This window comes from Methylobacterium sp. 1973 (genome assembly GCF_040545035.1).
Taxonomy (GTDB): Bacteria; Pseudomonadota; Alphaproteobacteria; order Rhizobiales; family Beijerinckiaceae; genus Methylobacterium; species Methylobacterium fujisawaense.
In genome coordinates this window covers 311,497-334,391 of the sequence record NZ_JBEPLA010000002.1, presented here as the reverse complement: position 1 = coordinate 334,391, position 22,895 = coordinate 311,497, and the positions used below count along the sequence as shown (strand labels likewise).

Sequence of the window (22,895 nt, the reverse complement as noted above, 5' to 3'; positions counted from 1 at the left end):
CCGGGCCGGTGGAACGTGCGATTCCTCACGCGCCCTTCACGCCCGAGAGGTCGAGAGGCAGGGAGCGCAGGCGCCGGCCGGTGGCGGCGAAGACCGCGTTGGCGATCGACGGCCCGAGCACAGGCACGCCCGGCTCGCCGATCCCGGTGGGCGCCACCTGGCTCGGCACGATGTGAACCTCGACCGTCGGCATCTCGCTCATCCGGGTCGGCGCGTAGGCGTCGAAATTGTGCTCCTGCACCTGCCCGTCCTTGAGGGTGATGCGGTTGCGCAGCACCGACGACAGGGCGAAGCCCACCGCACCCTCGACCTGCGCGCGGATCACGTCCGGGTTGACCGGAACGCCGACATCCACCGCCGCCACGATCCGGTTCACCCGGACCGCGTTCTCCTGAGCGGTGACGTCGGCGACCATGGCGACGTACGAGCCGAAGGATTCGTGGACCGCGACCCCGAGGCCGCGGCCCGGATCCTGCGGCTTGGCGCTCCATCCGGCCTTCTCGGCGGCGAGCTTCAGCACGCCGGACAGCCGCGGCGCCTGGGTCAGGAGGGAGAGCCGGTAGGCCACCGGATCGACGTTGGCGGCATGGGCCAGCTCGTCGATCATCACCTCCATCACGTGGGCCGTGTGGGTGTGGCCGACCGAGCGCCACCAGAGCACCGGCACGCCCTCGCGGCCGTTATGGACGCCGAACCGGTAGGCCGGCAGCGCGTAGGGCGTGTCGGAGGCGCCCTCCACGGTGGTGGAATCGATCCCGTTCTTGACGATCATCGCCTCGAAGGGCGAGCCGATCATGATCGACTTGCCGACCATGACGTGGTCCCAGCCGACCACCGCGCCCTTGGCGTCGATGCCGGCCCGGACCTTGTGCAGCACGGTCGGGCGGTAATAGCCGCCGGCCATGTCGTCCTCGCGGGTCCAGACGAGGTGCACGGGGGCCTTCTCGCCCGACGCCTTCAGAACCGTCGCGGCTTCGGCGAGGTAGTCGGCGGTGGGGGTCGCCCGGCGGCCGAAGGAGCCGCCGGCCCAGTTGCTGTGGAGGCGCACCCGGTCGGGCGTCACCCCGAGGATCGCCGCCATCGTCGCCTGCTCGACGGTCTGGAACTGGAAGCCCGCGTAGACGTCGTAGCCGCCGTCGGCCGCCCGCTCGATCGTGGCGTTCAAGGGCTCCATCGCCGCATGGGCGAGGTAGGGGAAGGTGAACTCGGCCTCGACGACCTTGGCGGCCCCTCTCAGCGCCGCCTGCGGGTCGCCGCGCTCGGAGGCCGTGAGGCCGGGGCCCTTGGCCCGCTCACGGTACTCCGCGAGGATCGCGTCGGACGAGCGGGTCTCGGCGGTGCTGTCGTCCCAGGCGACGGTAAGCGCCTCGCGGCCCTTCATGGCCGACCACGTGTCGCGGGCGATCACCGCCACGCCGGTGGGCACCTGCACCACGTCGAGGACGCCGGCGACCTTGCGGGCGGCGGCGGCATCGAAGCTCTTCACGGTGGCGCCGAAACGCGGTGCCCGGGCCACGACCGCGGTGACCTGGTTGGGGCGGCGGATGTCCAGCGAGTAGATCGCCGTGCCGTTGGTCTTGGCCACGGAATCGAGGCGCGGGATCGTCTGGCCGATCAGCCGCCACTCGCTCGAATCCTTGAGCCGCGGCTCGGAGGGGACCGGCAGGGAGGCGGCCGAGGCGGCGAGTTCCCCGAACCGGGCCTGCCGGCCGGAGGGCGCGTGGCGCACGATGTTGTCGGCGACCGTGATCTCCGAAACCGGCACCTTCCAGCGGAAGGCGGCTTCGGCCATCAGCATCTCGCGGGCGGCCGCGCCCGCCTTGCGCAGCTGGAACCAGGAATTGGCCACCGCGGTGGAGCCGCCGGTGCCCTGGATCGGGCCCATCAGGCTGTTGTTGTAGAGCGTCGCATCCGCGGGGGCGAATTCGGTGCGGACCTTGGACCAGTCGGCGCCGAGCTCGTCGGCCAGGATGGTGGCGAGGCCGGTCGTGTTCCCCTGGCCCATGTCGAGGTGCTTGATCACCACCGTGACGGTGTCGTCGGCGCCGATCCGCACGAAGGCGTTGGGCTGCGCCTTGACGTCGGCGAGGTTCGGGCCGGATGCCGCGCGGGCGGATTTCGGGTCGAGCCGGAACGCGACCACGAGGGCGCCGGCGCCGGCGAGCAGGCCGCGGCGGCTGGGACGGGCGGGCAGGGGATTCGGTCGACGGGCGTTCAGCATGGCGGCGAGGCTCCGGTCGGGACCGCGGGGAAGGTGAGGCGTCAGGCCGATCAGGCGAGGCTGCGCGCGGCTTCGTGAATCGCCGCGCGGATGCGCTGGTAGGTGCCGCAGCGGCAGATGTTGCCGTCCATGGCGCCGTCGATGTCGGCGTCGCTGGGCTTGGCGTTGCCCGAGAGCAGGCCGATCGCCGACATGATCTGGCCGGACTGGCAGTAGCCGCACTGGACCACGTCGAGCTTGCGCCACGCCGCCTGGACGGCCTCGGCCACCCGGCCCGACACGCCCTCGATGGTCGTCACCTGCGCGGTGCCGACATCGCCAAGCCGCGTCTGGCAGGACCGGACCGGCTGCCCGTCGAGATGGACCGTGCAGGCGCCACACTGCGCGATGCCGCAGCCGTACTTGGTGCCGGTGGCGTCGAGCCGGTCGCGCAGCACCCAGAGCAGGGGCATGTCGGGGTCGGCGTCGACCGCGTGCGTGACACCGTTGACGGTGAGATTCGGCATGGTCGGCGACCCTTTCTCGACGCGGGCATCCGGGCAGCCCGGATCACGGCGTGCGGCCTCGCACGGGTAAGCGGTCACGCACCTTTAAATAGCGAGCCCATGCCCGGACACGATGTGCGGCACCGCACTTCAATCCGGCGGCGGCACAGCCTCGATACAGCCCCCGATGCTTAAGATTGAAGGGATGCCGGCAGCCGCTTCTTAACACATCCGCCTCATCTTTACGGCGTGCTTCCCAGCCACCGCCGCCCGTCCGCGGAATCGAGCCGAGTTTCAAGACGCGCATGCCCGATCTCACCGTCGAGATGGTCCAGCGCGGTCGCGGCCCCTCGACGGAGGAGGCGGCGCGCCGCCTCGGGGTCGCCCGGGAAATCCGCTCGGCCCGCGAGAAGCTGACCTCGCAGACCGGCCTGGAGCGGGCCTTCGACTACGAGCTGCTGCGCCACTACGCCCAGTACCGGGCCGGCGCGGGCATCCCGCTGGTGGGATTCGCGGCGGCGCTCGCCACGGCGGCGACCTTCTGGATCGCGCCGCCGGTGGCGGCGGCCTGGGCGCTCGGCGTGTTCCTGATGATCACGCTCAACACCACCTTGAGCCGGCGCTTCCTCCGCGCCGACCCGGCGACGATCCCGCTCGCCCGCTGGCGCCGGCGCTTCCTGATCGGCGAGGTGCTGCAGAGCCTGTCGTGGTCCGCGATGATCGGGCTCGGCACCACCGGCGGCTGGACCTTCGCGCTGTTCGGCCTCGTCATCGCCTCCGCCGTCACCACAATGCTGGCCGCGACGGTGCCGCTGGCCGCCATCGCCGCCCTGGTGCCGCTGGCGCTCGCCACCGTGTCCCTCGCCGCCTTCTCCCGCGGGATGGACCTGCTGATGCTGGTGGTGATGGCCGGCGGCGCGCAGGTCTTCTTCCTCGGCCTCTCCCGCCGCCTCTACACCTCGACGGTGGGCGCCCTGCGCTCCCGGGCCGAGAAGGACGCGGTGTTCGGCGAGCTGGAACAGGCCAAGGCCAATTCCGACGAGGCCCGCCGCCGGGCCGAAGAGGCCAACCTCGCCAAGTCGCGCTTCCTCGCCACCATGAGCCACGAGCTGCGGACGCCGCTCAACGCCATCCTGGGCTTCTCGGAAGTGATGAAGAACGAGGTGTTCGGCACCCACACGGCGCCGTCCTATCGGGAATACTCGCACGACATCCACGACAGCGGGATGCATCTCCTAAACCTGATCAACGAGATCCTCGACCTGTCGCGGATCGAGGCGGGGCGCTACGAACTCAACGAGGAGCCGGTGCAGCTCGCCCACGTGGTGGAGGAGTGCCGCCACATGATGGGCCTGCGGGCCAAGGCCAAGAACCAGACGTTCCACGATCTCGTGGACGGCTCGCTGCCGCGGCTCTGGGCGGACGAGCGGGCGCTCCGCCAGATCGTGCTGAACCTCCTGTCGAACGCCGTGAAGTTCACGCCGCCGGGCGGCGAGATCTGGCTGAAGGTCGGCTGGACCGCGTCGGGCGGCCAATACGTCTCGGTGAAGGACAGCGGCCCGGGCATCCCGGAGGACGAACTCGGCACGGTCCTGTCCTCGTTCGGGCGCGGCTCCCTGGCGATCAAGACCGCCGAGCAGGGCTCCGGGCTGGGCCTGCCGATCGTGAAGGGCCTGGTGGAGCTGCATGGCGGGCAGTTCCAGCTGTCCTCCAAGCCGCGCGAGGGCACCGAGGTGGTGGTGACGCTGCCGGCCTCCCGGGTCATGGACACGCTGCCGGCCGTCGAGGTCGAGCCGGAGGTGGTGGCCCCCGCGCGCAGTCCCCTCAACCGCGCGGCGTGACCCGCGCCGGTCGGGCCGCCCCGCTCAGTCGAGGCCGCCGAGCGCACGGATCCGGGCCCATTCGGCTTCGGACACCGGCTGCACCGACAGGCGGGAATTGTTGACCAGCACCATGTCGGCCAGGGCCGGATCGGCCTTGATCGCCTCGAGCGTCACAGGGCGGGGCAGCGCCCGCACGGCCTTGACGTCGACCATGCCGAAGCGGCCGGTCTCGTCCGTGTGATCGGGATAGTAGGGGCGGATCACCGCCACGATGCCGACCACCGCCTTGCCCTCGTTCGAGTGGTAGAAGAAGCCCTGCTCGCCGACCTGCATGGCCATCAGCTGCTTCTTGGCGAGGTGGTTGCGCACGCCGTTCCAGTACGTGCCGGCCTCACCGGCCGCGACCTGCTGGTCCCACGACCAGGTCGCGGGCTCGGATTTGAACAGCCAGTACGCCATCGATGAAGGTCCCGCGGACCGCCCGGCCGGGCGGCATGCCCCGCCATAGCCCAGCTTCGGCCTCCGGGAACAGGCCAGCGCCGCGCCCGGCGCGCTCGGCGCGCTCGGCGCGATCGGCGCGATCGGCGCACCGATGGACGGCGCATGAGACGTCGTTAAAGATCAGTAAAATCTCGCTTATCGAGGGATGCTGTTGGCTGAATATTAAATTCTGGATGCCAAACGTGGCATAAGAGCATCTCTTAATAATCTCCGGTTGCATACATGCTGTCACTGGTCGGCTGCTTCGCCGGAGAGCACAACTTCTGGCTGGTGGTCCTGGCGGCACTCGTCTGCACGCTGGCGAGTGCGACGGCGCTGGAACTCCTCATCCATGCCGGCCGGGCCGGCGGCCGCAACCGCTACATCTGGCTCACAGTGGCCGCCGCCGCCGGCGGGTCGGGGATCTGGGCGACGCATTTCCTGGCGATGCTCGCCTTCGAGCCCGGGCTGCCGTCGGGGTACGGCGTCGGGCTGACCCTCCTCTCCTACGTCGATGCCGTGGCGATCACCGGGCTCGGCTTCGCCCTGGCCACGACCGGCCGGAGGATCCAGGCGGCGCTCGGCGGCGCCGTGGTGGGGTGCGGCATCGCGGTGATGCACTATACCGGCATGGCCGCCTTTCAGGTGCCGGGACACCTTGTGTGGAATCCCGTCCCGGTCGTGATCTCGGTCGGGCTCGCAGCGGCGTTCGGCGCCGCCGCCCTGGTGGTCGGGCTGTCGGCCACCACGGTCCGGGGCCGGTTCGGCGGCGGCGCGCTGCTGATCCTGGCGATCTGCGGCCATCATTTCACCGGCATGGCCGCCGTGACCATCCTGCCGGACCCCACCGTGGAGATCCACGCGAGCGCCATCCGCACCGCCTGGCTCGCCGCCGCGGTGGCGGCGGCGAGCTTCCTGATCCTGCTGCTCGCCGGGGCTGCCCTGGTGCTCGACCTGCGGGACCGCAAGCGGGCCGAGTTCGAGCGCGAGCGGCTGCGCAGCCTCGCCAACGCGGCGGTGGAGGGTCTCGTCGTCTGCCGCGGCGGCGAGATCGTCAGCGCCAACGAGGCCTTCGCCCGGCTCGCCGGCACCGGGGCCTCCAACCTCGTGGGCACGAACCTGGCCCTGTACCTGCCGGGCGTCGCCGCCGGGGCCGGAACGGTCGACCAGCCCCTCGAGGCCGACCTCGTCCCGGCGAGCGGCGGAACGATCCCCGTGGAGGTGATCATGCGTCCCGTCGCCGAGTACGGGCGCCTGCCGCACCACGCCGTGGCGGTGCGCGACCTGCGCGCCCGGCGCCGGGCCGAGAGCGAGATCCATTACCTCGCCCACCACGACGCGCTCACGGGGCTGGCCAACCGCACGAGCTTCCACGCGCGGCTGGAGCGGGAGATCCGCGCCGCGGACGCCCAGGGCGGCCGCCTCGCCGTGTTGTGCCTGGACCTCGACCGCTTCAAGGAGGTCAACGACCTGTTCGGACACGCAGCCGGCGACGCGATGCTGCGCGATCTCGCCCTCCGGGCCGGCGGCCTCCTCGACGCGAAACAGCTGATGGCCCGGCTGGGCGGCGACGAGTTCGCCATCCTGACGCCGCAGGCGGAGGGGTCCGCCGAGCGGCTGGCCGAGCGGATCCTGTCCACCCTGGCCGCGGTGCCGGCCGCCTCCGGCCCGGTGATCGCCACCAGCATCGGCATCGCGGTCTATCCCGACGACGCCGCGGACCAGCGTGCGCTCCTGAGCCACGCCGACGCCGCCCTGTACCGGGCCAAGAACGAGGGCCGCGGCACCTTTCGGCGCTACGACGCCAGCATGGGTGCGCAGATCCGCGACCGGCGGCAGCTGGAGCACGACCTGCGCCACGCGGTGACCCGGGGGGAGCTGGAGCTCGTCTATCAGCCGCAGAGCGAGATCGACACCGGCGCGGTGACGGGCTTCGAGGCGCTGCTGCGCTGGCGCCACCCCACCCGGGGCAGCATCCCCCCGGCCGTGTTCGTGCCGATCGCCGAGGAGACCGGGGCGATCCTGGAGATCGGGGCCTGGGTGCTGCGGGAGGCCTGCCGGGCGGCGGCCGGCTGGCCGAACCCTCTGGCGATCGCCGTCAACGTCTCGGCGGTGCAGCTCCACAACCCGCACTTCGTCCAGTTCGTCCACGGGACCCTGTTCGAAGCCGGCCTGAAGGCGGAACGCCTCGAGATCGAGATTACCGAGACCGCGCTGATCCGGGATCCGGCCCGGGCGCTCCTCACCCTGCGCCAGCTCAAGGCGCTCGGCGTGCAGATCGCCATGGACGATTTCGGCACCGGCTATTCCTCGCTGTCGAACCTGCGCGCCTTCCCGTTCGACCGGATCAAGATCGACGGCTCGTTCATCAAGGCGGTCCACAGCAACCCGCAGGGGGCCGCGATCGTGCGCTCCGTGCTGGGGCTGGGTCGGGGTCTGGGGCTCGCCGTGGTGGCGGAGGGCGTGGAGACCGCCGAGGAGCTGTCCTTCCTGGCGCAGGAGAACTGCACCCTCGCCCAAGGTTATCTGCTGGGCCGACCCGAGCCGATCGCGCGCTTTTCCACCCACACCCACGGCGCGGCGCCGGACCGGGCGGCCGCCGTGGCCTGAGACGCATCGGGCCGGTCGCCTCACTCCGAAGAGGGGCGGCCCCGGCGCCGGCTCATCCCGGCGGAGGTGGTCGATGGCGGCCCCGCGGTCGGGCTGCCGACGCTGTCGCGGGTGCGGCCCGCGGTCCCGTCCGATCCGCGATCCGGGGAGGCGCTCCGCGCAGCGCCCCCGGCCCCGTCGTCGAGAAGAACGCGACCAGAGGGCCGAGCCCCTGGGCGGCGGATCGGGGCGGAGCCGTGACGGATCACGCAGGGCCTGCCCCCAGCGCCCGCCAGAAACCCGGATGCGCGGTCCCGGGTCCAGGCGCCGGGCGCGTCGGCAGCCTGCGCCCCGGGGAGGGCGCCCCGGGGACGGCGCCCTCAGTCGGTCTCCCCGCGCAGAGGCCGGGCCAGCAGGCCGGCGATCACGTCGTCGACGCTGGCCGAGCCCGCCACGATGGCGGCGACGGCTTCCGCCACCGGCATCTCGAGACCCTTCGCGGCGGCGAGGCCCGCGAGGGCCGCGGCGGTGAACGCCCCCTCGGCGAGCTTGCCGCCCGCGGCCTCGGCCGGGCTGGCGCCGGCGCCGAGCCGCTGGCCGAAGGCGAAGTTGCGCGATTGCGGCGAGGAGGCGGTGAGCACGAGGTCACCGAGCCCCGAGAGCCCCATCAGCGTCTCGGGCCGCCCGCCGAAGGCGCGGGCGAAGCGCATCAGTTCGGCGAAGGCCCGGGCGATCAGCGCCGCCCGGGCGCTCTCCCCGAGGCCGCGCCCCACCACGATCCCGCAGGCGATGGCCAGCACGTTCTTGCCGGCGCCGCCGATCTCGACGCCCCGCACGTCGTCGGTGTGGTAGAGGCGGAAGCTCGGCCCGGACAGCAGGGCGCTCAAGCCGGCGGCGAGGCCGGCATCGACCGCCGCCAGGGTCACGGCGGTGGGCAGGCCGCGGGCGACGTCGGCTGCGAAGCTCGGGCCGGACAGGACCGCCACGGGCACACCGGGGGGCAGGACCTGCTCGGCCACCGCGCTCATGAAACTGTCGCTGCCGCGCTCGATTCCCTTGGCGCAGAGGATCACCGGCCCGGCGCTGGCCAGGGGACCGCGCAGGGTTTCCAGCACGCCGCGCATGGTCTGGGCGGGCACGACCACGAGCGTCGCCCGGGCGCCCGCGAGGGCGTCGGCATCGGCCGTCGCGCGGATCGCGGGATGCAGCGGCACGCCCGGCAGGTAGCGCGGATTCTCCCGCTGGGCCTGGAGGGCGGCCGCGGCCTGCGCATCGCGCAGCCAGAGGGTGACGGGATGGCCGGCCCCGGCGGCGGCGTTGGCCAGCGCCGTGCCCCAGGCCCCGCCGCCGACGACGTTGATCGGGGTCTCCGCGCTCATGCCGCTTCCTCCCTGTCCGCGCAGTCCAGCCGGTAGAGCACGTGCACGCGCAGCGGCCCCTCCGGCACCGCCGGATGCGGGAATGTCCCGGCCGGCCTCAGGCCGAGGCGCTCCATCACGGCCCGGGAGCGGTCGTTGCCGACCGCCGTGAAGGCCACGACGCTCCGGATCCTGCAGCGCCCGGCGAGATCGGCGAGGGCGAGCCGCGCGGCCCGGGTGGCGAAGCCGTGGCCCCAGGCCTCGCGTGCGAGGCGCCAGGCCAGTTCGACCGTCGTTCCGGGCCGGTCGCCCCCCGGGAAGGGCAGGGGCCGCAGGATCCGCATCGGGCCAGCGAAGCCGATGAACCGGCCCGCATGCTCCAGGGCCCAGGGGCCGAACCCGTCCGCCACGAAGCGGCGGTCGCAGAGGCCGGCCTCGGCGGCGCTCTCCGCCTCGGTCCGGGGCCGCGGGAAATGAGCCATCACCGCCGGATCGGCGTTGAGCGCCGCGAAGGGCGCCGTATCCTCCGGCCGCCAGCGGCGGAGGGTCAGGTCGCCGTCCCGGAGGGCCTCCGGCACCGGGGCGGCTGCGATCTTGCCGCGCCAGGCCAGGGAGCGGCGGTTCAGGAGCGCGAGGTCCGCACGGCCGGCGAGCACCGCCTCGCCCAGCGCGATCGCGATCTCGAGCTGACCGAGCGGCATGGTGGCATAGGCGGGCGGGCGGGTATGGTCGCGCCAGGGGCCGCCGCAGGCATTGTCCAGGAGGATGCGGGCGAAGCAATGGTCGAGCCGCACCGGCCAGTCCGGACGGACGGCTTCGGGCAGGCGGCGCTCCACCAAATCCCGCCAATGCGTGCGCCGGTCCGCCGGGTTCATCCGGCCGGCACCCCCGCCCGGGCCGCCAGCGGCCAGCGGGGCCGCGCCGGGGCCGTGAGGTCGTCCACCAGCCCGAGGCGCAGGCGCTCCAGCCCGGCCCAGGCGATCATCGCGCCGTTGTCGCCGCAGAGCGGCAGGGGCGGCGCCACGAAGCTCAGGCCCGCCTCGCCGGCCAGGGCAGCCAGCGCCCGCCGGATGGCGCCGTTGGCCGCCACGCCCCCCGCCGCCACCAGGGCGGTGGGCCGTCCGGCCACGTCCGAGAAGGCGCGCAGGGCGACCCGGGCGCGGTCCACCACCACGTCGACCACGGCGGCCTGGAAGCTCGCGCAGAGATCGGCGACGTCGCGCTCGGCCAGCGGGGCGATCCGCTCGGCCTCGATCCGCACGGCGGTCTTGAGGCCCGAGAGGGAGAAGTCGGCCTCGCGGCGGCCGAGCATCGGCCGGGGCAGGGCGAAGCGCTCGGGATCGCCGGCCTCGGCCATGCGCTCGACCGCGGGACCACCGGGATAGCCGAGGCCGAGGAGCTTGGCGACCTTGTCGAATGCCTCGCCGATGGCGTCGTCGACGGTCGAGCCGAGCCGCACGTAGTCGCCGACGCCGCGCACGGCGACGAGCTGGGTGTGGCCGCCCGAGACCAGGAGCAGCAGGTACGGGAAGGCGACGCCGTCGGTGAGCCGCGCCGTGAGCGCGTGGGCTTCCAGATGGTTGACGGCGAGCAGGGGCTTGCGGGTCACGAGCGCCAGGGTCTTGGCGGTGACGAGGCCGACCAGCACGCCGCCGATCAGCCCGGGGCCGGCGGCCACCGCAATGCCGTCGAGGTCCCGGAAGCCGGTCCCGGCCCGGTCGAGGGCACGGGCGATCAGCCGGTCGAGCACCTCCACGTGGGCGCGGGCGGCGATCTCCGGCACGACGCCGCCATAGGCCGCGTGCTCGGCGATCTGGCTCAGGACCTCGTTGGCGCGGATCTGGCCGACACCATCCTCGTCGACCGACACCACGGCGGCGGCGGTCTCATCGCAGGTGGTCTCGATGCCGAGCACGGTCTTCTGCACGGGTTGAACTCCTCCGATCCGGACCGCATACTATCCGCCGGCGGTCACGGCGCGAAAGCGGAGCATGGTCTCAGCCGTCCGTCCCATCCGCCTCCTGCGGTGCCGGAGCGCAGGGCAGGCCTCGGGATGAGGGGACGGCGCGAGGACGCCCTCAGTCGACGGCGACCATGACGTCGGAAGCCTTGATCACCGCGTAGGCGGGACCGCCGGCGACGAGCTTGAGGGATTCGACGGCCTCGTTGGTGATCGAAGCGGTGACCACTTGGCCGGGGCTGATCTCGATCTTCACGTGGGAGGTGGTCGCCCCCTTGTCCACGGAGAGGACCGTGCCCTTGAGAACGTTGCGCGCGCTGATCTTCATGGTCTGCTGCCTCGCTCCATAAGCCGCACCGGAACAGGTCGCGTCGGGCGGCCTCGGGCAGGTCTCCTACAGCATGGCGGGGTCCCGCGCGACCGCCTCAGCGCGGATCGGCCTCAGGCTCGCCGGCCTCGTCCTCGGGGACCGGCGCGGCCCCCCAGGCGGCCAGCGCGGCGTTGAGATCGTCGAGGACGAAGTGCCGGGCGCTGTCCCGGTCGTATCCGTCGGCCAGGAGGTCGTCGTAATCGGTGAAGACGTGGCGCGCGTACGTGATGAGGGCGAGGCGTGCCGCGGTCTCCGGGGCGGCCCGGCGCAGGCCCGGGCTGGCCAGCGCCCGGTCGAGGGCGGCCTCCGCCTCGAAATCCGGGAGGCGCGGGGCAAGCCGGGCCAGCGCCGCGGCGACGGCGTCCCGGCGATTCAGCGGCGGCGATCCAACGCTCATCGCAGGCCTGCCGACGGCATGATTTTAACGGAGCGATCGGGTAGGATCGGCCTCAGATGAGGCGGGGCCTGCACGGGATCCTCCGCCGGGGAGATCAGGTCCATGGCAATTCTTCGTCCCGCGCTGCTTCTCGGCCTCTTCCTCGGGGCGGCGCCGGCGCTGGCCCAAGGCCCGGCTCCGGGCATGAATCCGGGCACCAATCCGGGCTCTGCCGCGTCCCCGGCCACGGCGGGTTCCCAGGTCAGCGGCCGCCGGACCACGGCCACCGGCCAGACCAAACCCCCGGGCGGCACCGCAGCCACCGGATTGCCGCAGCCCGTGAACCAGGCCGAGATGATCAAGGCTCAGAAGGCCGCCGAGGCCCGCTCGAAGGCCTGGGACAGCAAGATGCGCCACACGATGGGCTCGATCTGCCAGGGCTGCTGAGGCCCGGGCGGTCGTCCCGGACGCCGGAGACCCTCGTCCGGGACGAGGGTCCGGAAACGCGAAGGGGCCGCCCGAACGGGCAGCCCCTCCTCGGTCGCCGGGGCGACGGGATCAGCGGGAGTAGAACTCGATGACGAGGTTCGGCTCCATCTGCACCGGGTAGGGCACCTCGGACAGGCTGGGGATGCGGGTGACGCGGGCGGTCATCTTGGCGTGGTCGGCTTCGATGTAGTCCGGCACGTCACGCTCGGAGAGCTGGGTTGCCACGATGACGATCTCGAGCTGGCGGGAGGACTCCTTGACCTCGATGAGGTCGCCGGCCTTCACCTGATAGCTCGGGATGTTGACGCGGACGCCGTTCACCTTGACGTGCCCGTGGTTGACGAACTGGCGCGCGGCGAACGGGGTCGCGACGAACTTCGCCCGGTAGACCACGGCGTCGAGGCGGCGCTCGAGCAGGCCGACGAGGTTCTCGCCGGAATCGCCGCGCAGGCGGATCGCCTCGGCGTAGTAGCGGCGGAACTGCTTCTCGGTGATGTTGCCGTAATAGCCCTTGAGCTTCTGCTTGGCGCGCAGCTGCGTGCCGAAGTCGCTCATCTTGCCCTTGCGGCGCTGGCCGTGCTGGCCGGGGCCGTATTCGCGGCGGTTGACGGGGCTCTTCGGGCGGCCCCAGATGTTCTGGCCCATGCGGCGGTCGAGCTTGTGCTTGGCCTGAATCCGCTTCGACATATCTTCCGCGTCCTCTCGTGACGAGAATGAGGAACGCGCCCTCCTTTTCCCGGCCCTTCGCGGTCCGGGACGACAGGGCGGGAGGATCCCGCCCACGGGTGCGCGTGAAAACGCGACGGGGCCCCGTGCGGAGCCCCATCGACGGCGGGTCTTTAGGGGACGGACGCGCCGCGGTCAACCGTGAGAGGTCAGATGGACGAGTCAGTCGTGGTCCTGCGCGGCGCGCCCGCGGACGCGGAGGCGATCCGGGGGCTGGTGGAGGCGGCCTACACCAAATGGATCCCGGTAATCGGGCGTCTGCCGATTCCCATGCAGGCGGACTACGCCCAGGCTTTGCGGGACCACCGCTTCGACCTGCTGCGGGCCGGTCCGGATCTCGCCGGCCTGATCGAGACGCGGGCCGAGGCCGATCACCTCTTGGTCGTCAACGTCGCGGTGCACCCGGCCTTCCAGGGCCGGGGCTTCGGCAGCCGGCTGATGGGACGGGCCGACGCCGTCGCGGCCGAGGCCGGGCTCGCGCGGCTGCGCCTCTACACCAACAAGAAGTACACGGCGAACCTGCGCCTCTACGGGGCGCTCGGCTACCGGGTGGAGCGGGAGGAGCTCTACGACGGACCGGGCCGGACCCGCGACGACGACGTCACCGTGCACATGGTGAAGGACTTGGTTTGAGGCATCGACGCCGGCCTTACCGTCATCGCGAGCGCAGCGAAGCGACCCAGGGTGGCGCGCCGCCGTAGAGCGTGGCGCCTCTGGATTGCTTCGCGGCGCTCGCAAAGACGAGGCGTCTCCCGGCTCCCTTCAGGTCACCACGCTCGGCTCAGGCCGTCCGGTGCGGGGCTCGATCTCGGCGATCGCGCGGGCCGCGGCCGCCACCGGGGCCAGGACCTCGGCAACGGCCAAGTCGAGGCGGTCCGGTGCGTTCTCGTAGCGCTCCAGGTAGACCCGCAGCGTCGCCCCGGCGGTGCCGGTGCCGGAGAGCCGGAACACCGCCCGCGCATCCTCGGCGAAGCCGATCCGGATGCCCTGGCGCTCGGTGAGCGAGCCGTCCACCGGATCGCGGTAGGCGAACTCGTCGGCCGTCGAGACCGTGAGGTCGCCGATCCGCGTGCCCGGCAGACCGTCGAGTTTCTCGCGGAGCGCGTCCATCAGACCGTTGGCGGCGTCCGAATCCACCTCCTCGTAGTCGTGGCGGGCGTAGTAGTCGCGCCCGTAGGTGCGCCAGTGCGCCCGCACCAGCGCGTCAGCCCGCTCGCCCGTGGCGGCGAGGATGTTGAGCCAGAGCAGCACCGCCCAGAGCCCATCCTTCTCGCGCACGTGGTTCGAGCCGGTGCCGGCGCTCTCCTCGCCGCACAGGGTGATGAGGCCCGCGTCGAGGAGATTGCCAAAAAACTTCCAGCCGGTGGGCGTCTCGTAGGCCTTGATGCCCAGCGCGGCCGCGACCCGGTCGGCGGCGCGGCTCGTGGGCATGGAGCGCGCGACACCGGCTAGCCCGCCCGCGTAGCCCGGCGCCCGGTGGGCGTGGGCGGCGAGCAGGGCGAGGCTGTCGCTCGGCGTCACGAACAGGCCCGGGGCCACGATCATGTTGCGGTCGCCGTCGCCGTCCGAGGCGGCGCCGAAATCCGGCGCGTCCGGCCCCTGCATCAGGTCGAACAGGTCGTGGCAATGGACCGGGTTCGGATCCGGGTGGTGACCGCCGAAATCCTCTTTCGGGACCGCGTTGACCACCGTGCCCGCGGGGGCGCCGAGCATCCCTTCCAGGATCGCCGTCGCGTAGGGGCCGGTCACCGCGCTCATGGCGTCGAAGCGCATGCGGAAGCCGGAGGCGAACAGGCGCGCCACCGCGTCGAAGTCGATGAGCGTGCGCATCAGCGCAGCGTAGTCGGCCACCGGGTCGATGACCGTCACCGTCATGGCGCCGAGGCGGGTGTCGCCCAGAGTGTCGAGGTCGAGGTCCGGGGCCTCCACGAGGCGGTATTCCGTGATCGCCTTCGCCCGCTCGAAGATCGCGTTCGTCAGCGTCTCGGGCGCCGGGCCGCCATTGGCGGCGTTGAACTTGATGCCGAAATCGCCGTCCGGCCCGCCCGGGTTGTGGCTCGCCGAGAGCACGATGCCGCCGAGCGCCTTGGCCTTCCGGATGACGCAGGAGGCGGCCGGCGTCGAGAGCAGGCCGCCCTGACCGACCAGGACCCGGCCGAAGCCGTTGCCGGCGGCGAGGCGCAGCGTCTTCTGCACCACCTCGCGGTTGAGGAACCGGCCGTCGCCGCCCAGCACAAGGGTCGCGCCCGCCTTGTCGGGCAGGGTGTCGAAGATCGCCTGGACGAAGTTCTCGACGTAGTTCGGCTGCCGGAACACCGGCACCTTCTTGCGCAGGCCGGAGGTGCCCGGCTTCTGGTCGGGGAAGGGCGTGGTCGCGACGGTGGTCGGAGTCGTCATAAGCGGGCGTCTCCCGGAATCTCCCGCCTCAATGCCCGTCCGGGAGCTTGGCGTCACCAGCCCCGGCGACAGGGTCGGGCTTTTTTCACGCGGTTTCGCCGGATCGGGCGACGGAACCCGCCGCCTGTCCGCCGCCGGCCGGTCCGGAGCGTTGCGCCCGCCGACGCCCGCCGGTTGAATCGCCCGAGCCGCCAGACAAGGCGGACCGGAGGAGACATCATGGCGGACAGACCAATGCGGACGGACCCGGACGCGGCCCGGCCCGGCCGGGGCTTGGCCCGGCGCGAGCTGGTCGGGGCGCTCGCCGCCGGGGCGGCGGTCGCGGCCTCGGCGGCCCAAGCCGTTGCGGCGCCTGCCGTCGCGGCGCCTGTCGTCGCGGCTCCGGCGGCCCAGCTGACGACGGACGAGTTCCGCCTGCCCTGGAGCGAGCCGGGGGTCGAGATCTACGTGCGCAACAAGCGGCCCGCGGGAACCGAGCGGTTCCCGGGCGACCGGATCCTGCTCTACGTGCACGGCTCCACCTACCCGTCCTCCACCGCCTTCGACCTGCCGCTCGGGGGGATGTCGGCCATGGACTACCTCGCGGGCCTCGGCTTCGACGTCTACTGCGTGGACCTGCCGGGCTACGGCCTGTCCGGACGCCCGGCCGCCATGGATGCGCCGCCCGCCGACAATCCGCCGCTCATGCGGACGCCGGACGCCGCCAAGGTGGTGGGGCAGGTCGTCGACTTCATCCGGAAGCGGCGCAACGTCGAGAAGATCGACCTGATGGGCTGGTCCTGGGGGACCTCCACCATGGGGCTCTACACCAGCACCCACAACGACGCGGTCAACCGCCTCGTCCTCTACGCGCCGCAATGGCTGGCGCGCACGCCCGGCCTGATCGGCGGCGGCGGCACGGTGGGGGCCTATCGCACCGTCAGCCGGGACAGCGCCCGAGCGCGCTGGCTGACCGGCGTCCCCGAGGACAAGAAGGCCGACCTGATCCCGGCGGGCTGGTTCGACCAATGGGCCGACGCGACCTTCGCCACCGACCCGGTCGGGGCGAAGCGATCGCCGCCGGTCCTGCGCGCGCCGAACGGCACGGTCGCCGACAAGGACGCCTACTGGGCGGCGGGGAAGCCGCTCTACGATCCGGGCGAGATCCGCGTGCCCGTGCTGATCATCCACGCCGAGTGGGACGCCGACCTGCCGAGCTACCAGGCGCAGGAATACTTCACCAAGCTCACCCACGCCCCCTACAAGCGCTTCGTCGAGCTGGGGGAGGGCACCCATACGGTGATGATGGAGAAGAACCGCATGCAGTTCCTCCACGCGGTCGGGGCCTTCCTCACGGAGGCGGACCCGCAGGCGCTGAACTGAGCGGCGAGCCCCGGGGGCCGGCCGATCCCATAGCACCGCCCCATCCTGAGGTGCGCGCGTCAGCGGGCGCCGCAGGGGGGCTCCAGGGATCGCGCGGCCGGATGGAGGCCTCCTTCGAGGCCTCCGCTTCGCTCCGGCACCTCAGGACGAGGGGGCGCCAGGGCATGGGGCGAGGCGGCCGGTCCGGCCGCCTCGGGAAGCCTTCTACTCCGCCGCCTGCCGCGCCGCGTAGCCCAGCCGCTCGTTCAGCGCGCGGATCAGCTTGGCGGCCGCCTCGGCGATCACCGTGCCGGGCGGGAAGATCGCCGCCGCGCCCGCGGCCGTCAGCGCCTCGTAGTCGCCCGGCGGGATGACGCCGCCGATGGCGATCATCACGTCGTCCCGGCCCTGCTCGGTCAGCGCCGCCTTCAGCTCCGGCACCAGGGTCAGGTGGCCGGCAGCCAGGGACGAGACGCCGACGATGTGGACGTCGTTCTCCACCGCCTGCCGGGCGGCCTCCGCCGGGGTGGCGAAGAGCGGCCCGATATCCACGTCGAAGCCGAGATCCGCGAAGGCCGAGGCGATCACCTTCTGGCCGCGGTCGTGCCCGTCCTGGCCCATCTTGGCGACCAGGATGCGCGGCCGGCGACCGTCATTCTCCTCGAACGCCTCGACCAGCGCCCGGACTTCCTCGACCACAGGCGACATGCCCCCCACCTCGCGCTTGTAGACGCCGGAGATCGAGCGGATCTCGGCGCGGTGCCGGCCCCAGGCCTTCTCCAGGGCCTCGGAAATCTCCCCCACCGTCGCCTTGGCGCGGGCGGCCTCGACGGCGAGCTCCAGCAGATTCTCGGTGCCCTCGGCGGCCTTCGTGAGGGCCTCCAGCCGGGCCGTCACCGCCGCCTCGTCGCGCTCGGCGCGCAGGCGCTTGAGCTTGTCGATCTGGAGCCGGCGGACATTGCCGTTGTCGACCCGCAGCAGGTCGATGGCCATGTCGTCGTCGGCCCGGAACTTGTTCACGCCGACGATGGTCTGCCGGCCGGAATCGATCCGGGCCTGGGCCCGGGCGGCAGCCTCCTCGATGCGGAGCTTCGGGATCCCGGCCTCGATCGCCTTGGCCATGCCGCCGAGGCCGTCGACCTCGCGGATGTGCTCCCAGGCCCGGGCCACCATGTCGGCCGTGAGCTTCTCCACATAGTAGGAGCCGCCCCAGGGATCGACGATCCGGGTGGTGCCGCTCTCCTGCTGCAGGAACAGCTGCGTGTTCCGGGCGATCCGCGCCGAGAAGTCGGTGGGCAGGGCCAGCGCCTCGTCCAGCGCGTTGGTGTGGAGCGACTGCGTGCCGCCCTGCGTCGCCGCCATCGCCTCGATGTTGGTGCGGGTGACGTTGTTGAACACGTCCTGCGCGGTGAGCGACCAGCCGCTCGTCTGCGAATGGGTGCGCAGGGCCAGGGATTTCTCCGATTTCGGATCGAACCCCTTCACGAGCTTCGCCCAGATCAGGCGCGCGGCCCGCATCTTGGCAACCTCCATGAAGAAGTTGGTCGAGATCGCCCAGAAGAACGACAGGCGCGGGGCGAACTGGTCGATGGTCAGCCCGGCGGCGAGGCCCGCCTTGATGTACTCGACGCCGTCGGCGAGCGTGTAGGCGAGCTCCAGGTCGTTCGTCGCCCCGGCCTCCTGCATGTGATAGCCGGAGATCGAGATCGAGTTGAACTTCGGCATGTTCTTCGACGTGTAGGCGAAGATGTCCGAGATGATCCGCATCGATCCCTTGGGGGGATAGATGTAGGTGTTGCGGACCATGAACTCCTTGAGGATGTCGTTCTGGATCGTGCCGGCGAGCTTCTGCGGCGGCACGCCCTGCTCCTCCGCGGCGACGATGTAGAGCGCGAGGATCGGCAGCACCGCGCCGTTCATCGTCATCGACACGGTCATCTCGTCGAGGGGAATCCCCGAGAACAGCGTGCGCATGTCGTAGATCGAGTCGATCGCCACGCCCGCCATGCCGACATCGCCGGAGACCCGGGGATGGTCGGAATCGTAGCCGCGGTGGGTGGCGAGGTCGAAGGCGACCGACAGGCCCTTCTGCCCGGCCGCGAGGTTGCGGCGGTAGAAGGCGTTCGAATCCTCGGCCGTGGAGAAGCCGGCGTACTGCCGGATCGTCCAGGGCTGAGTGACGTACATGGTCGGGTAGGGGCCGCGCAGGAACGGCGCGATCCCCGGATAGGTGTCGAGGAACTCGAGGCCCTCCCGGTCCTCCGGTCCGTACCGGCCCTTCACCGGGATACCCTCCGGCGTCATCCAGGGCTCGCCCAGCGCCGGCGCCGCGACCGCGAGCGATTCGCCGGCCAGCGGGATTTCGGCGAAGTTCGGGATGCGGGAGGTCATGGCGTTGACTCGTTATGGCGTTTGTCACGCCATTATAGACACGCGCTTGACGCGGGCTACTCCCCCGCAGGTCCAGGACCGCGTCCGCCCCGCAGGACGTAGACAACCGCGCCCGCCAGCATCAGCGCCATCCCGTACCACGTGATCGCGTAGACGAGGTGGTTGTTGGGGAAGGCGATCACCGTCAGGCCGCCCACCGGCAGCCCGCCGGGATTGGGCGTCGCGTCCGCATCCACGAAGTAGGGGGCGACGCCGGTCAGGCCGCGCGCCGCCGCGATGGCGGCCACGTCGCGGGAATACCAGCGGTCGTCCTTGGGATCGTTCGAGCGCAGGAACGCGCCCCCGGGCTCGGTCAGCCGCAGGAGGCCGGTCACCGTGGTCTCCCCCGCGACCTGCCCGGGCGCCCGGGTCGCCGGATCCCGCCGGTCGCCGGGCACGAAGCCGCGATTGACCAGCACGAGGCTGCCGTCCGGACGCCGCAGGGGCGTCAGCACCCAGAATCCGCCGCCGCGCTCGGTGACGGCCTGAACCAGGGTCTCGCGATCGTGCAGGAAGGTGCCCGCGAGCCGGACGTGCCGGTAGGCGTCGTCGGGGCCGACGCGCGGCCATGCGGCCGAGTCGGGGGCCGGCACCGGCGGGGCATGGACCCGGGCATCGACCCGGGCGATCAGATCGAGCTTCCAGGCCCGCCGCTCCACCTGCCACGTGCCGAGCCCGAGCAGGACGACGAAGACGAGGCCCGCGCCGACGCCGAACACGACGCGCCGCCACAACGCAATCGGGGCCGGGGAGGGGCTCAAGCCCCCCGCCGACCCCGCGGGTCTCATCTGCGGACGCGCGCTCAGCGGGCGTTGTTCATGACGTCGTGGGCATCCATCGGCATCATGTTGTGGTTGAGGTGGTACATGACCCACACCGAGCCGGCGAGCATGATCACCACCAGCGTGATGGTGAAGATCAGCGCCATGAAGGTCCAGCCGCCCTCCGACTTCGTGCTCATGTGCAGGAAGTAGATGACGTGCACGACCATCTGGACGCCGCCGAGCGCCAGGATGACCAGGGTGGTGACGAGGCTGTTGTCGAGGACGTTGCCCATCACCAGCCAGAACGGGATCACCGTCAGGATCACCGACAGGACGAAGCCCGTCATGTAGCTCTGGAAGCTGCCGTGCCCGCCCTCGCTGTGGGCGTGCGCATCGTGCGTGTCCTGGCCGTGGCCGGTGAGGCGGTGTGCGTCGGCGCTCATTCGAGCACTCCCATCAGGTAGACGACGGTGAAGACGCCGATCCAGATCAGGTCGAGGAAGTGCCAGAACATCGACAGGCACATCAGCCGGCGCTTGTTCTCGACGATCAGGCCGCGCTTGCTGACCTGCACCATCAGCACGACGAGCCACAGGATGCCCATGGAGACGTGCAGGCCGTGGGTCCCGACCAGGGTGTAGAACGACGACAGGAACGCGCTGCGCCAGGGCGGCGCGCCCTCGTGGAACAGGTGGACGAATTCCCGGATCTCCAGGGCCACGAAGGCCACGCCGAACAGGCCCGTGATGGCGAGCCAGATCTGCGTCTGCTTCACCCGGTCCCGGTCCATCTCCAGCATGGCGAAGCCGTAGGTGATGGACGAGAACAGCAGCATGGCGGTGTTCACCGCGATGCCGGGCAGGTCGAACAGCTCCTTCGGGGTGGGGCCGGCCGCGAAGCTGCGCCCGAGCACCCCGTAGGTCGCGAACAGGGTCGCGAAGATGAGGCAGTCGCTCATCAGGTAGAGCCAGAACCCGAGCATGGTCGAGCCCTCGGAATGATGGCCCTCCTCGTCGGTCTGGTAGAAGACCGGCGCCGCGGCGCCGGGGGGTGCAGTCTCCGCGTGCATCATCGGATCACGCCATCTCCAGTTCGCGCGTCCGCTGACCTTCCGTCCGACTGACGACGTCGGCGGGAATGTAGTAGTCGCGATTGTAATTGAAGGTGTGGGCAATCGCGACGACGAAGATCGCCACGAAGGTGAGCGCCGCCAGCCACCAGACGTACCAGACCATGGCCAGGCCGAAGGCGAAGTTCAGCCCCGCCAGGATCGCGCCGGTCGCGGTGTTCTTGGGCATGTGGATCGGCTTGTAGCCCTTGAGGGGACGGTCGAAGCCGCGGTTCTTCATATCCCACCACGCATCGGAATCGTGGACCACCGGCGTGAAGGCGAAGTTGTAGTCCGGCGGCGGCGAAGAGGTGGACCATTCGAGGGTCCGGCCGCCCCACGGATCGCCGCTGAGGTCGCGCAGCTTGTCGCGGTTCCGGATCGAAACCACGAACATGATGATCTGCGAGGCAATGCCGCAGGCGATGAGCGCCGCGCCGATGGCGGCGATGACGAACCAGATCTGCAGCGACGGGTCGTCGAAGTGCTGCATGCGCCGGGTCACGCCCATCAGGCCGAGCACGTAGAGCGGCATGAAGGCGACGTAGAACCCGGTCACCCAGAACCCGAGGGCGACCTTCCCCCAGAAGTCGTCGAGCTTGAAGCCGAAGGCCTTGGGGAACCAGAAGGTCACGCCGGCGAACATGCCGAACAGCACGCCGCCGATGATCACGTTGTGGAAGTGCGCGATCAGGAACAGCGAGTTGTGCAGCACGAAGTCGGCCGGGGGCACGGCGAGCAGGACGCCGGTCATGCCGCCGATCACGAAGGTGACGATGAACGCCACCACCCACATCATCGGCACCTCGAACCGGATCCGGCCGCGGTACATCGTGAACATCCAGTTGAAGATTTTCGCGCCCGTCGGGATCGAGATGATCATGGTCGTGATCCCGAAGAACGAGTTCACGTCCGCGCCCGAGCCCATCGTGAAGAAGTGGTGCAGCCACACGAGGTAGGCGAGGATGGTGATCACCACCAGCGCGTAGACCATCGAGGTGTAGCCGAACAGGCGCTTGCCGCAGAAGGTCGAGGTGATCTCCGAGAACACGCCGAAGGCCGGCAGGATCAGGATGTAGACCTCCGGGTGACCCCAGATCCAGATCAGGTTGAAGTATAGCATGGCGTTGCCGCCGAGGTCGTTCGTGAAGAAATGCGTGCCGATGTAGCGGTCGAGCGACAGCATCGCGAGAACGGCCGTGAGGATCGGGAAGGCGGCCACGATCAGGATGTTGGTGCACAGCGACGACCAGACGAAGATCGGCAGCTTCATCATGGTCATGCCGGGCGCCCGCATCTTCACGATGGTGGCGATCAGGTTGATGCCCGAGAGCAGCGTCCCGATGCCGGCGATCTGCAGCGCCCAGATGTAGTAGTCGACGCCGACGCCGGGGCTCATCGCGGCGCCGGAGAGCGGCGGGTAGGCGAGCCAGGTGGCGCGGGAGAACTCGCCGACGAACAGCGAGACCATCACCAGCATGCCGCCGGCCACCGTCATCCAGAAGCTGAAGTTGTTCAGGAACGGGAAGGCCACGTCGCGGGCGCCGATCTGCAGCGGCACCGCGAAGTTCATGAGCCCCGTGACGAACGGCATCGCCACGAAGAAGATCATGATCATGCCGTGGGCGGTGAAGATCTGGTCGTAGTGGTGCGGCGGCAGGAAGCCCTGCTGGTCACCGAAGGCGACCGCCTGCTGCGAGCGCATCAGGATCGCGTCGGCGAAGCCGCGCAGCAGCATCACGCCCGCGAAGATGCAGTACATGATGCCGATCTTCTTGTGGTCGATCGACGTGATCCAGTCACGCCACATCGGCCCCCAGAAGCGGTAATAGGTGATGACCCCGAGCACGGCGAGGCCGACCACGGCCACGCCGGCGAAGGTCCCCTGCAGGATCGGCTCGTGATAGGGGATCTGCTCGATCGTAAATCGTCCGACGAGCAGCTGCTGTAGGTCCAGGTTTGCGAACATGGGATCGGC

At 71.0% G+C, this 22,895-nt stretch carries 20 protein-coding genes; 5 read left to right on the top strand and 15 right to left on the bottom strand.

Translation table 11 applies throughout. From position 1 onward, the window contains the following. Nucleotides 1-25: 25 nt before the first annotated feature. A complete protein-coding gene (locus ABIC70_RS05625) occupies nt 26-2,221 on the bottom strand; it encodes a xanthine dehydrogenase family protein molybdopterin-binding subunit (RefSeq protein ID WP_354439161.1) in 2,196 nt (731 codons plus the stop codon). A gap of 50 nt (nt 2,222-2,271) precedes the next feature. Next, complete coding sequence (locus ABIC70_RS05620; RefSeq protein WP_043346072.1) at nt 2,272-2,727, bottom strand: (2Fe-2S)-binding protein; 456 nt, start codon at nt 2,725-2,727, stop codon at nt 2,272-2,274. 284 nt (nt 2,728-3,011) lie between these two features. Between ABIC70_RS05620 and ABIC70_RS05615 the strand changes: the two genes are divergently transcribed. Beyond that, a complete protein-coding gene (locus ABIC70_RS05615; RefSeq protein ID WP_043346075.1) occupies nt 3,012-4,547 on the top strand; it encodes a sensor histidine kinase in 1,536 nt (511 codons plus the stop codon). 24 nt (nt 4,548-4,571) lie between these two features. On the opposite strand, the gene ABIC70_RS05610 is transcribed toward ABIC70_RS05615, so the two are convergent. Then, nucleotides 4,572-4,988: an EVE domain-containing protein gene (locus ABIC70_RS05610; protein ID WP_354439160.1), complete on the bottom strand. Its 417-nt coding sequence runs from the start codon at nt 4,986-4,988 to the stop codon at nt 4,572-4,574. Between the two features lie 264 nt (nt 4,989-5,252). Here ABIC70_RS05610 and ABIC70_RS05605 point away from each other — a divergent pair, with 264 nt between their 5' ends. Next, nucleotides 5,253-7,619 (top strand): bifunctional diguanylate cyclase/phosphodiesterase, encoded by a 2,367-nt coding sequence (locus ABIC70_RS05605; protein WP_354439159.1) that lies wholly within the window; start codon nt 5,253-5,255, stop codon nt 7,617-7,619. 359 nt (nt 7,620-7,978) lie between these two features. Here the strand turns inward: ABIC70_RS05605 and ABIC70_RS05600 are convergent, their stop codons facing one another. The 5 genes from ABIC70_RS05600 to ABIC70_RS05580 all read right to left on the bottom strand — a co-directional run bounded on the left by ABIC70_RS05600 (nt 7,979) and on the right by ABIC70_RS05580 (nt 11,683). Beyond that, nucleotides 7,979-8,977 (bottom strand): NAD(P)H-dependent glycerol-3-phosphate dehydrogenase, encoded by a 999-nt coding sequence (locus tag ABIC70_RS05600; protein ID WP_354439158.1) that lies wholly within the window; start codon nt 8,975-8,977, stop codon nt 7,979-7,981. Further along, nucleotides 8,974-9,831 (bottom strand): GNAT family N-acetyltransferase, encoded by an 858-nt coding sequence (locus tag ABIC70_RS05595; RefSeq protein WP_354439157.1) that lies wholly within the window; start codon nt 9,829-9,831, stop codon nt 8,974-8,976. Before ABIC70_RS05595 ends, ABIC70_RS05600 begins: the two co-directional genes overlap by 4 nt. Beyond that, the gene (tsaD, locus tag ABIC70_RS05590) at nt 9,828-10,883 is read right to left on the bottom strand and encodes a tRNA (adenosine(37)-N6)-threonylcarbamoyltransferase complex transferase subunit TsaD (RefSeq protein ID WP_354439156.1); all 1,056 of its coding nucleotides are present in this window, start codon (nt 10,881-10,883) and stop codon (nt 9,828-9,830) included. Before tsaD ends, ABIC70_RS05595 begins: the two co-directional genes overlap by 4 nt. A gap of 151 nt (nt 10,884-11,034) precedes the next feature. Then, a complete protein-coding gene (locus tag ABIC70_RS05585) occupies nt 11,035-11,244 on the bottom strand; it encodes a TOBE domain-containing protein (RefSeq protein ID WP_043350594.1) in 210 nt (69 codons plus the stop codon). Nucleotides 11,245-11,341: 97 nt separating this feature from the next. Next, a complete protein-coding gene (locus ABIC70_RS05580; protein WP_043756906.1) occupies nt 11,342-11,683 on the bottom strand; it encodes a DUF2293 domain-containing protein in 342 nt (113 codons plus the stop codon). A 102-nt stretch (nt 11,684-11,785) separates the two neighbouring features. On the opposite strand from ABIC70_RS05580, the gene ABIC70_RS05575 reads away from it, so the two are divergent. Beyond that, a complete protein-coding gene (locus ABIC70_RS05575; RefSeq protein WP_043379541.1) occupies nt 11,786-12,109 on the top strand; it encodes a hypothetical protein in 324 nt (107 codons plus the stop codon). A gap of 111 nt (nt 12,110-12,220) precedes the next feature. Here ABIC70_RS05575 and rpsD read toward each other — a convergent pair whose 3' ends face one another. Continuing rightward, nucleotides 12,221-12,838, bottom strand: a complete 618-nt coding sequence (gene rpsD, locus ABIC70_RS05570) for a 30S ribosomal protein S4 (protein WP_010686187.1) — start codon at nt 12,836-12,838, stop codon at nt 12,221-12,223. A gap of 192 nt (nt 12,839-13,030) precedes the next feature. Here rpsD and ABIC70_RS05565 point away from each other — a divergent pair, with 192 nt between their 5' ends. Further along, nucleotides 13,031-13,510: a GNAT family N-acetyltransferase gene (locus ABIC70_RS05565; protein ID WP_053608266.1), complete on the top strand. Its 480-nt coding sequence runs from the start codon at nt 13,031-13,033 to the stop codon at nt 13,508-13,510. A 129-nt stretch (nt 13,511-13,639) separates the two neighbouring features. Here ABIC70_RS05565 and ABIC70_RS05560 read toward each other — a convergent pair whose 3' ends face one another. Next, nucleotides 13,640-15,274, bottom strand: coding sequence for an alpha-D-glucose phosphate-specific phosphoglucomutase (locus ABIC70_RS05560; RefSeq protein WP_111474008.1), 1,635 nt, complete (start codon nt 15,272-15,274; stop codon nt 13,640-13,642). Between the two features lie 219 nt (nt 15,275-15,493). Between ABIC70_RS05560 and ABIC70_RS05555 the strand changes: the two genes are divergently transcribed. Then, entirely contained in the window at nt 15,494-16,636 is a 1,143-nt protein-coding gene (locus ABIC70_RS05555; protein WP_053608264.1) for an alpha/beta hydrolase, read from the top strand. Between the two features lie 204 nt (nt 16,637-16,840). On the opposite strand, the gene scpA is transcribed toward ABIC70_RS05555, so the two are convergent. From scpA to cyoB, 5 genes are read right to left on the bottom strand one after another with little or no spacing between them, the layout of a single operon-like run. Further along, nucleotides 16,841-19,006, bottom strand: a complete 2,166-nt coding sequence (gene scpA / locus ABIC70_RS05550; protein ID WP_179698641.1) for a methylmalonyl-CoA mutase — start codon at nt 19,004-19,006, stop codon at nt 16,841-16,843. Nucleotides 19,007-19,062: 56 nt separating this feature from the next. Next, nucleotides 19,063-19,833, bottom strand: coding sequence for an SURF1 family protein (locus ABIC70_RS05545; protein WP_278306959.1), 771 nt, complete (start codon nt 19,831-19,833; stop codon nt 19,063-19,065). Between the two features lie 14 nt (nt 19,834-19,847). Beyond that, nucleotides 19,848-20,252, bottom strand: a complete 405-nt coding sequence (gene cyoD, locus ABIC70_RS05540; protein ID WP_043379552.1) for a cytochrome o ubiquinol oxidase subunit IV — start codon at nt 20,250-20,252, stop codon at nt 19,848-19,850. After that, nucleotides 20,249-20,881 (bottom strand): cytochrome o ubiquinol oxidase subunit III, encoded by a 633-nt coding sequence (gene cyoC / locus ABIC70_RS05535; protein WP_043379554.1) that lies wholly within the window; start codon nt 20,879-20,881, stop codon nt 20,249-20,251. The genes cyoD and cyoC overlap by 4 nt, the downstream gene beginning before the upstream one ends. 4 nt (nt 20,882-20,885) lie before the next feature. Then, entirely contained in the window at nt 20,886-22,886 is a 2,001-nt protein-coding gene (gene cyoB / locus ABIC70_RS05530; RefSeq protein WP_043346007.1) for a cytochrome o ubiquinol oxidase subunit I, read from the bottom strand. Nucleotides 22,887-22,895: the final 9 nt, after the last annotated feature.

What these genes read in the sequence shown, in the direction of transcription:
- ABIC70_RS05625 (WP_354439161.1), bottom strand. Translation starts at nt 2,221, where the DNA reads ATGCTGAACGCCCGTCGACCGAATCCCCTGCCCGCCCGTCCCAGCCGC.
- ABIC70_RS05620 (WP_043346072.1), bottom strand. Translation starts at nt 2,727, where the DNA reads ATGCCGAATCTCACCGTCAACGGTGTCACGCACGCGGTCGACGCCGAC.
- ABIC70_RS05615 (WP_043346075.1), top strand. Translation starts at nt 3,012, where the DNA reads ATGCCCGATCTCACCGTCGAGATGGTCCAGCGCGGTCGCGGCCCCTCG.
- ABIC70_RS05610 (WP_354439160.1), bottom strand. Translation starts at nt 4,988, where the DNA reads ATGGCGTACTGGCTGTTCAAATCCGAGCCCGCGACCTGGTCGTGGGAC.
- ABIC70_RS05605 (WP_354439159.1), top strand. Translation starts at nt 5,253, where the DNA reads ATGCTGTCACTGGTCGGCTGCTTCGCCGGAGAGCACAACTTCTGGCTG.
- ABIC70_RS05600 (WP_354439158.1), bottom strand. Translation starts at nt 8,977, where the DNA reads ATGAGCGCGGAGACCCCGATCAACGTCGTCGGCGGCGGGGCCTGGGGC.
- ABIC70_RS05595 (WP_354439157.1), bottom strand. Translation starts at nt 9,831, where the DNA reads ATGAACCCGGCGGACCGGCGCACGCATTGGCGGGATTTGGTGGAGCGC.
- ABIC70_RS05585 (WP_043350594.1), bottom strand. Translation starts at nt 11,244, where the DNA reads ATGAAGATCAGCGCGCGCAACGTTCTCAAGGGCACGGTCCTCTCCGTG.
- ABIC70_RS05580 (WP_043756906.1), bottom strand. Translation starts at nt 11,683, where the DNA reads ATGAGCGTTGGATCGCCGCCGCTGAATCGCCGGGACGCCGTCGCCGCG.
- ABIC70_RS05575 (WP_043379541.1), top strand. Translation starts at nt 11,786, where the DNA reads ATGGCAATTCTTCGTCCCGCGCTGCTTCTCGGCCTCTTCCTCGGGGCG.
- rpsD (WP_010686187.1), bottom strand. Translation starts at nt 12,838, where the DNA reads ATGTCGAAGCGGATTCAGGCCAAGCACAAGCTCGACCGCCGCATGGGC.
- ABIC70_RS05565 (WP_053608266.1), top strand. Translation starts at nt 13,031, where the DNA reads ATGGACGAGTCAGTCGTGGTCCTGCGCGGCGCGCCCGCGGACGCGGAG.
- ABIC70_RS05560 (WP_111474008.1), bottom strand. Translation starts at nt 15,274, where the DNA reads ATGACGACTCCGACCACCGTCGCGACCACGCCCTTCCCCGACCAGAAG.
- ABIC70_RS05555 (WP_053608264.1), top strand. Translation starts at nt 15,494, where the DNA reads ATGGCGGACAGACCAATGCGGACGGACCCGGACGCGGCCCGGCCCGGC.
- scpA (WP_179698641.1), bottom strand. Translation starts at nt 19,006, where the DNA reads ATGACCTCCCGCATCCCGAACTTCGCCGAAATCCCGCTGGCCGGCGAA.
- ABIC70_RS05545 (WP_278306959.1), bottom strand. Translation starts at nt 19,833, where the DNA reads ATGAGACCCGCGGGGTCGGCGGGGGGCTTGAGCCCCTCCCCGGCCCCG.
- cyoD (WP_043379552.1), bottom strand. Translation starts at nt 20,252, where the DNA reads ATGAGCGCCGACGCACACCGCCTCACCGGCCACGGCCAGGACACGCAC.
- cyoC (WP_043379554.1), bottom strand. Translation starts at nt 20,881, where the DNA reads ATGATGCACGCGGAGACTGCACCCCCCGGCGCCGCGGCGCCGGTCTTC.
- cyoB (WP_043346007.1), bottom strand. Translation starts at nt 22,886, where the DNA reads ATGTTCGCAAACCTGGACCTACAGCAGCTGCTCGTCGGACGATTTACG.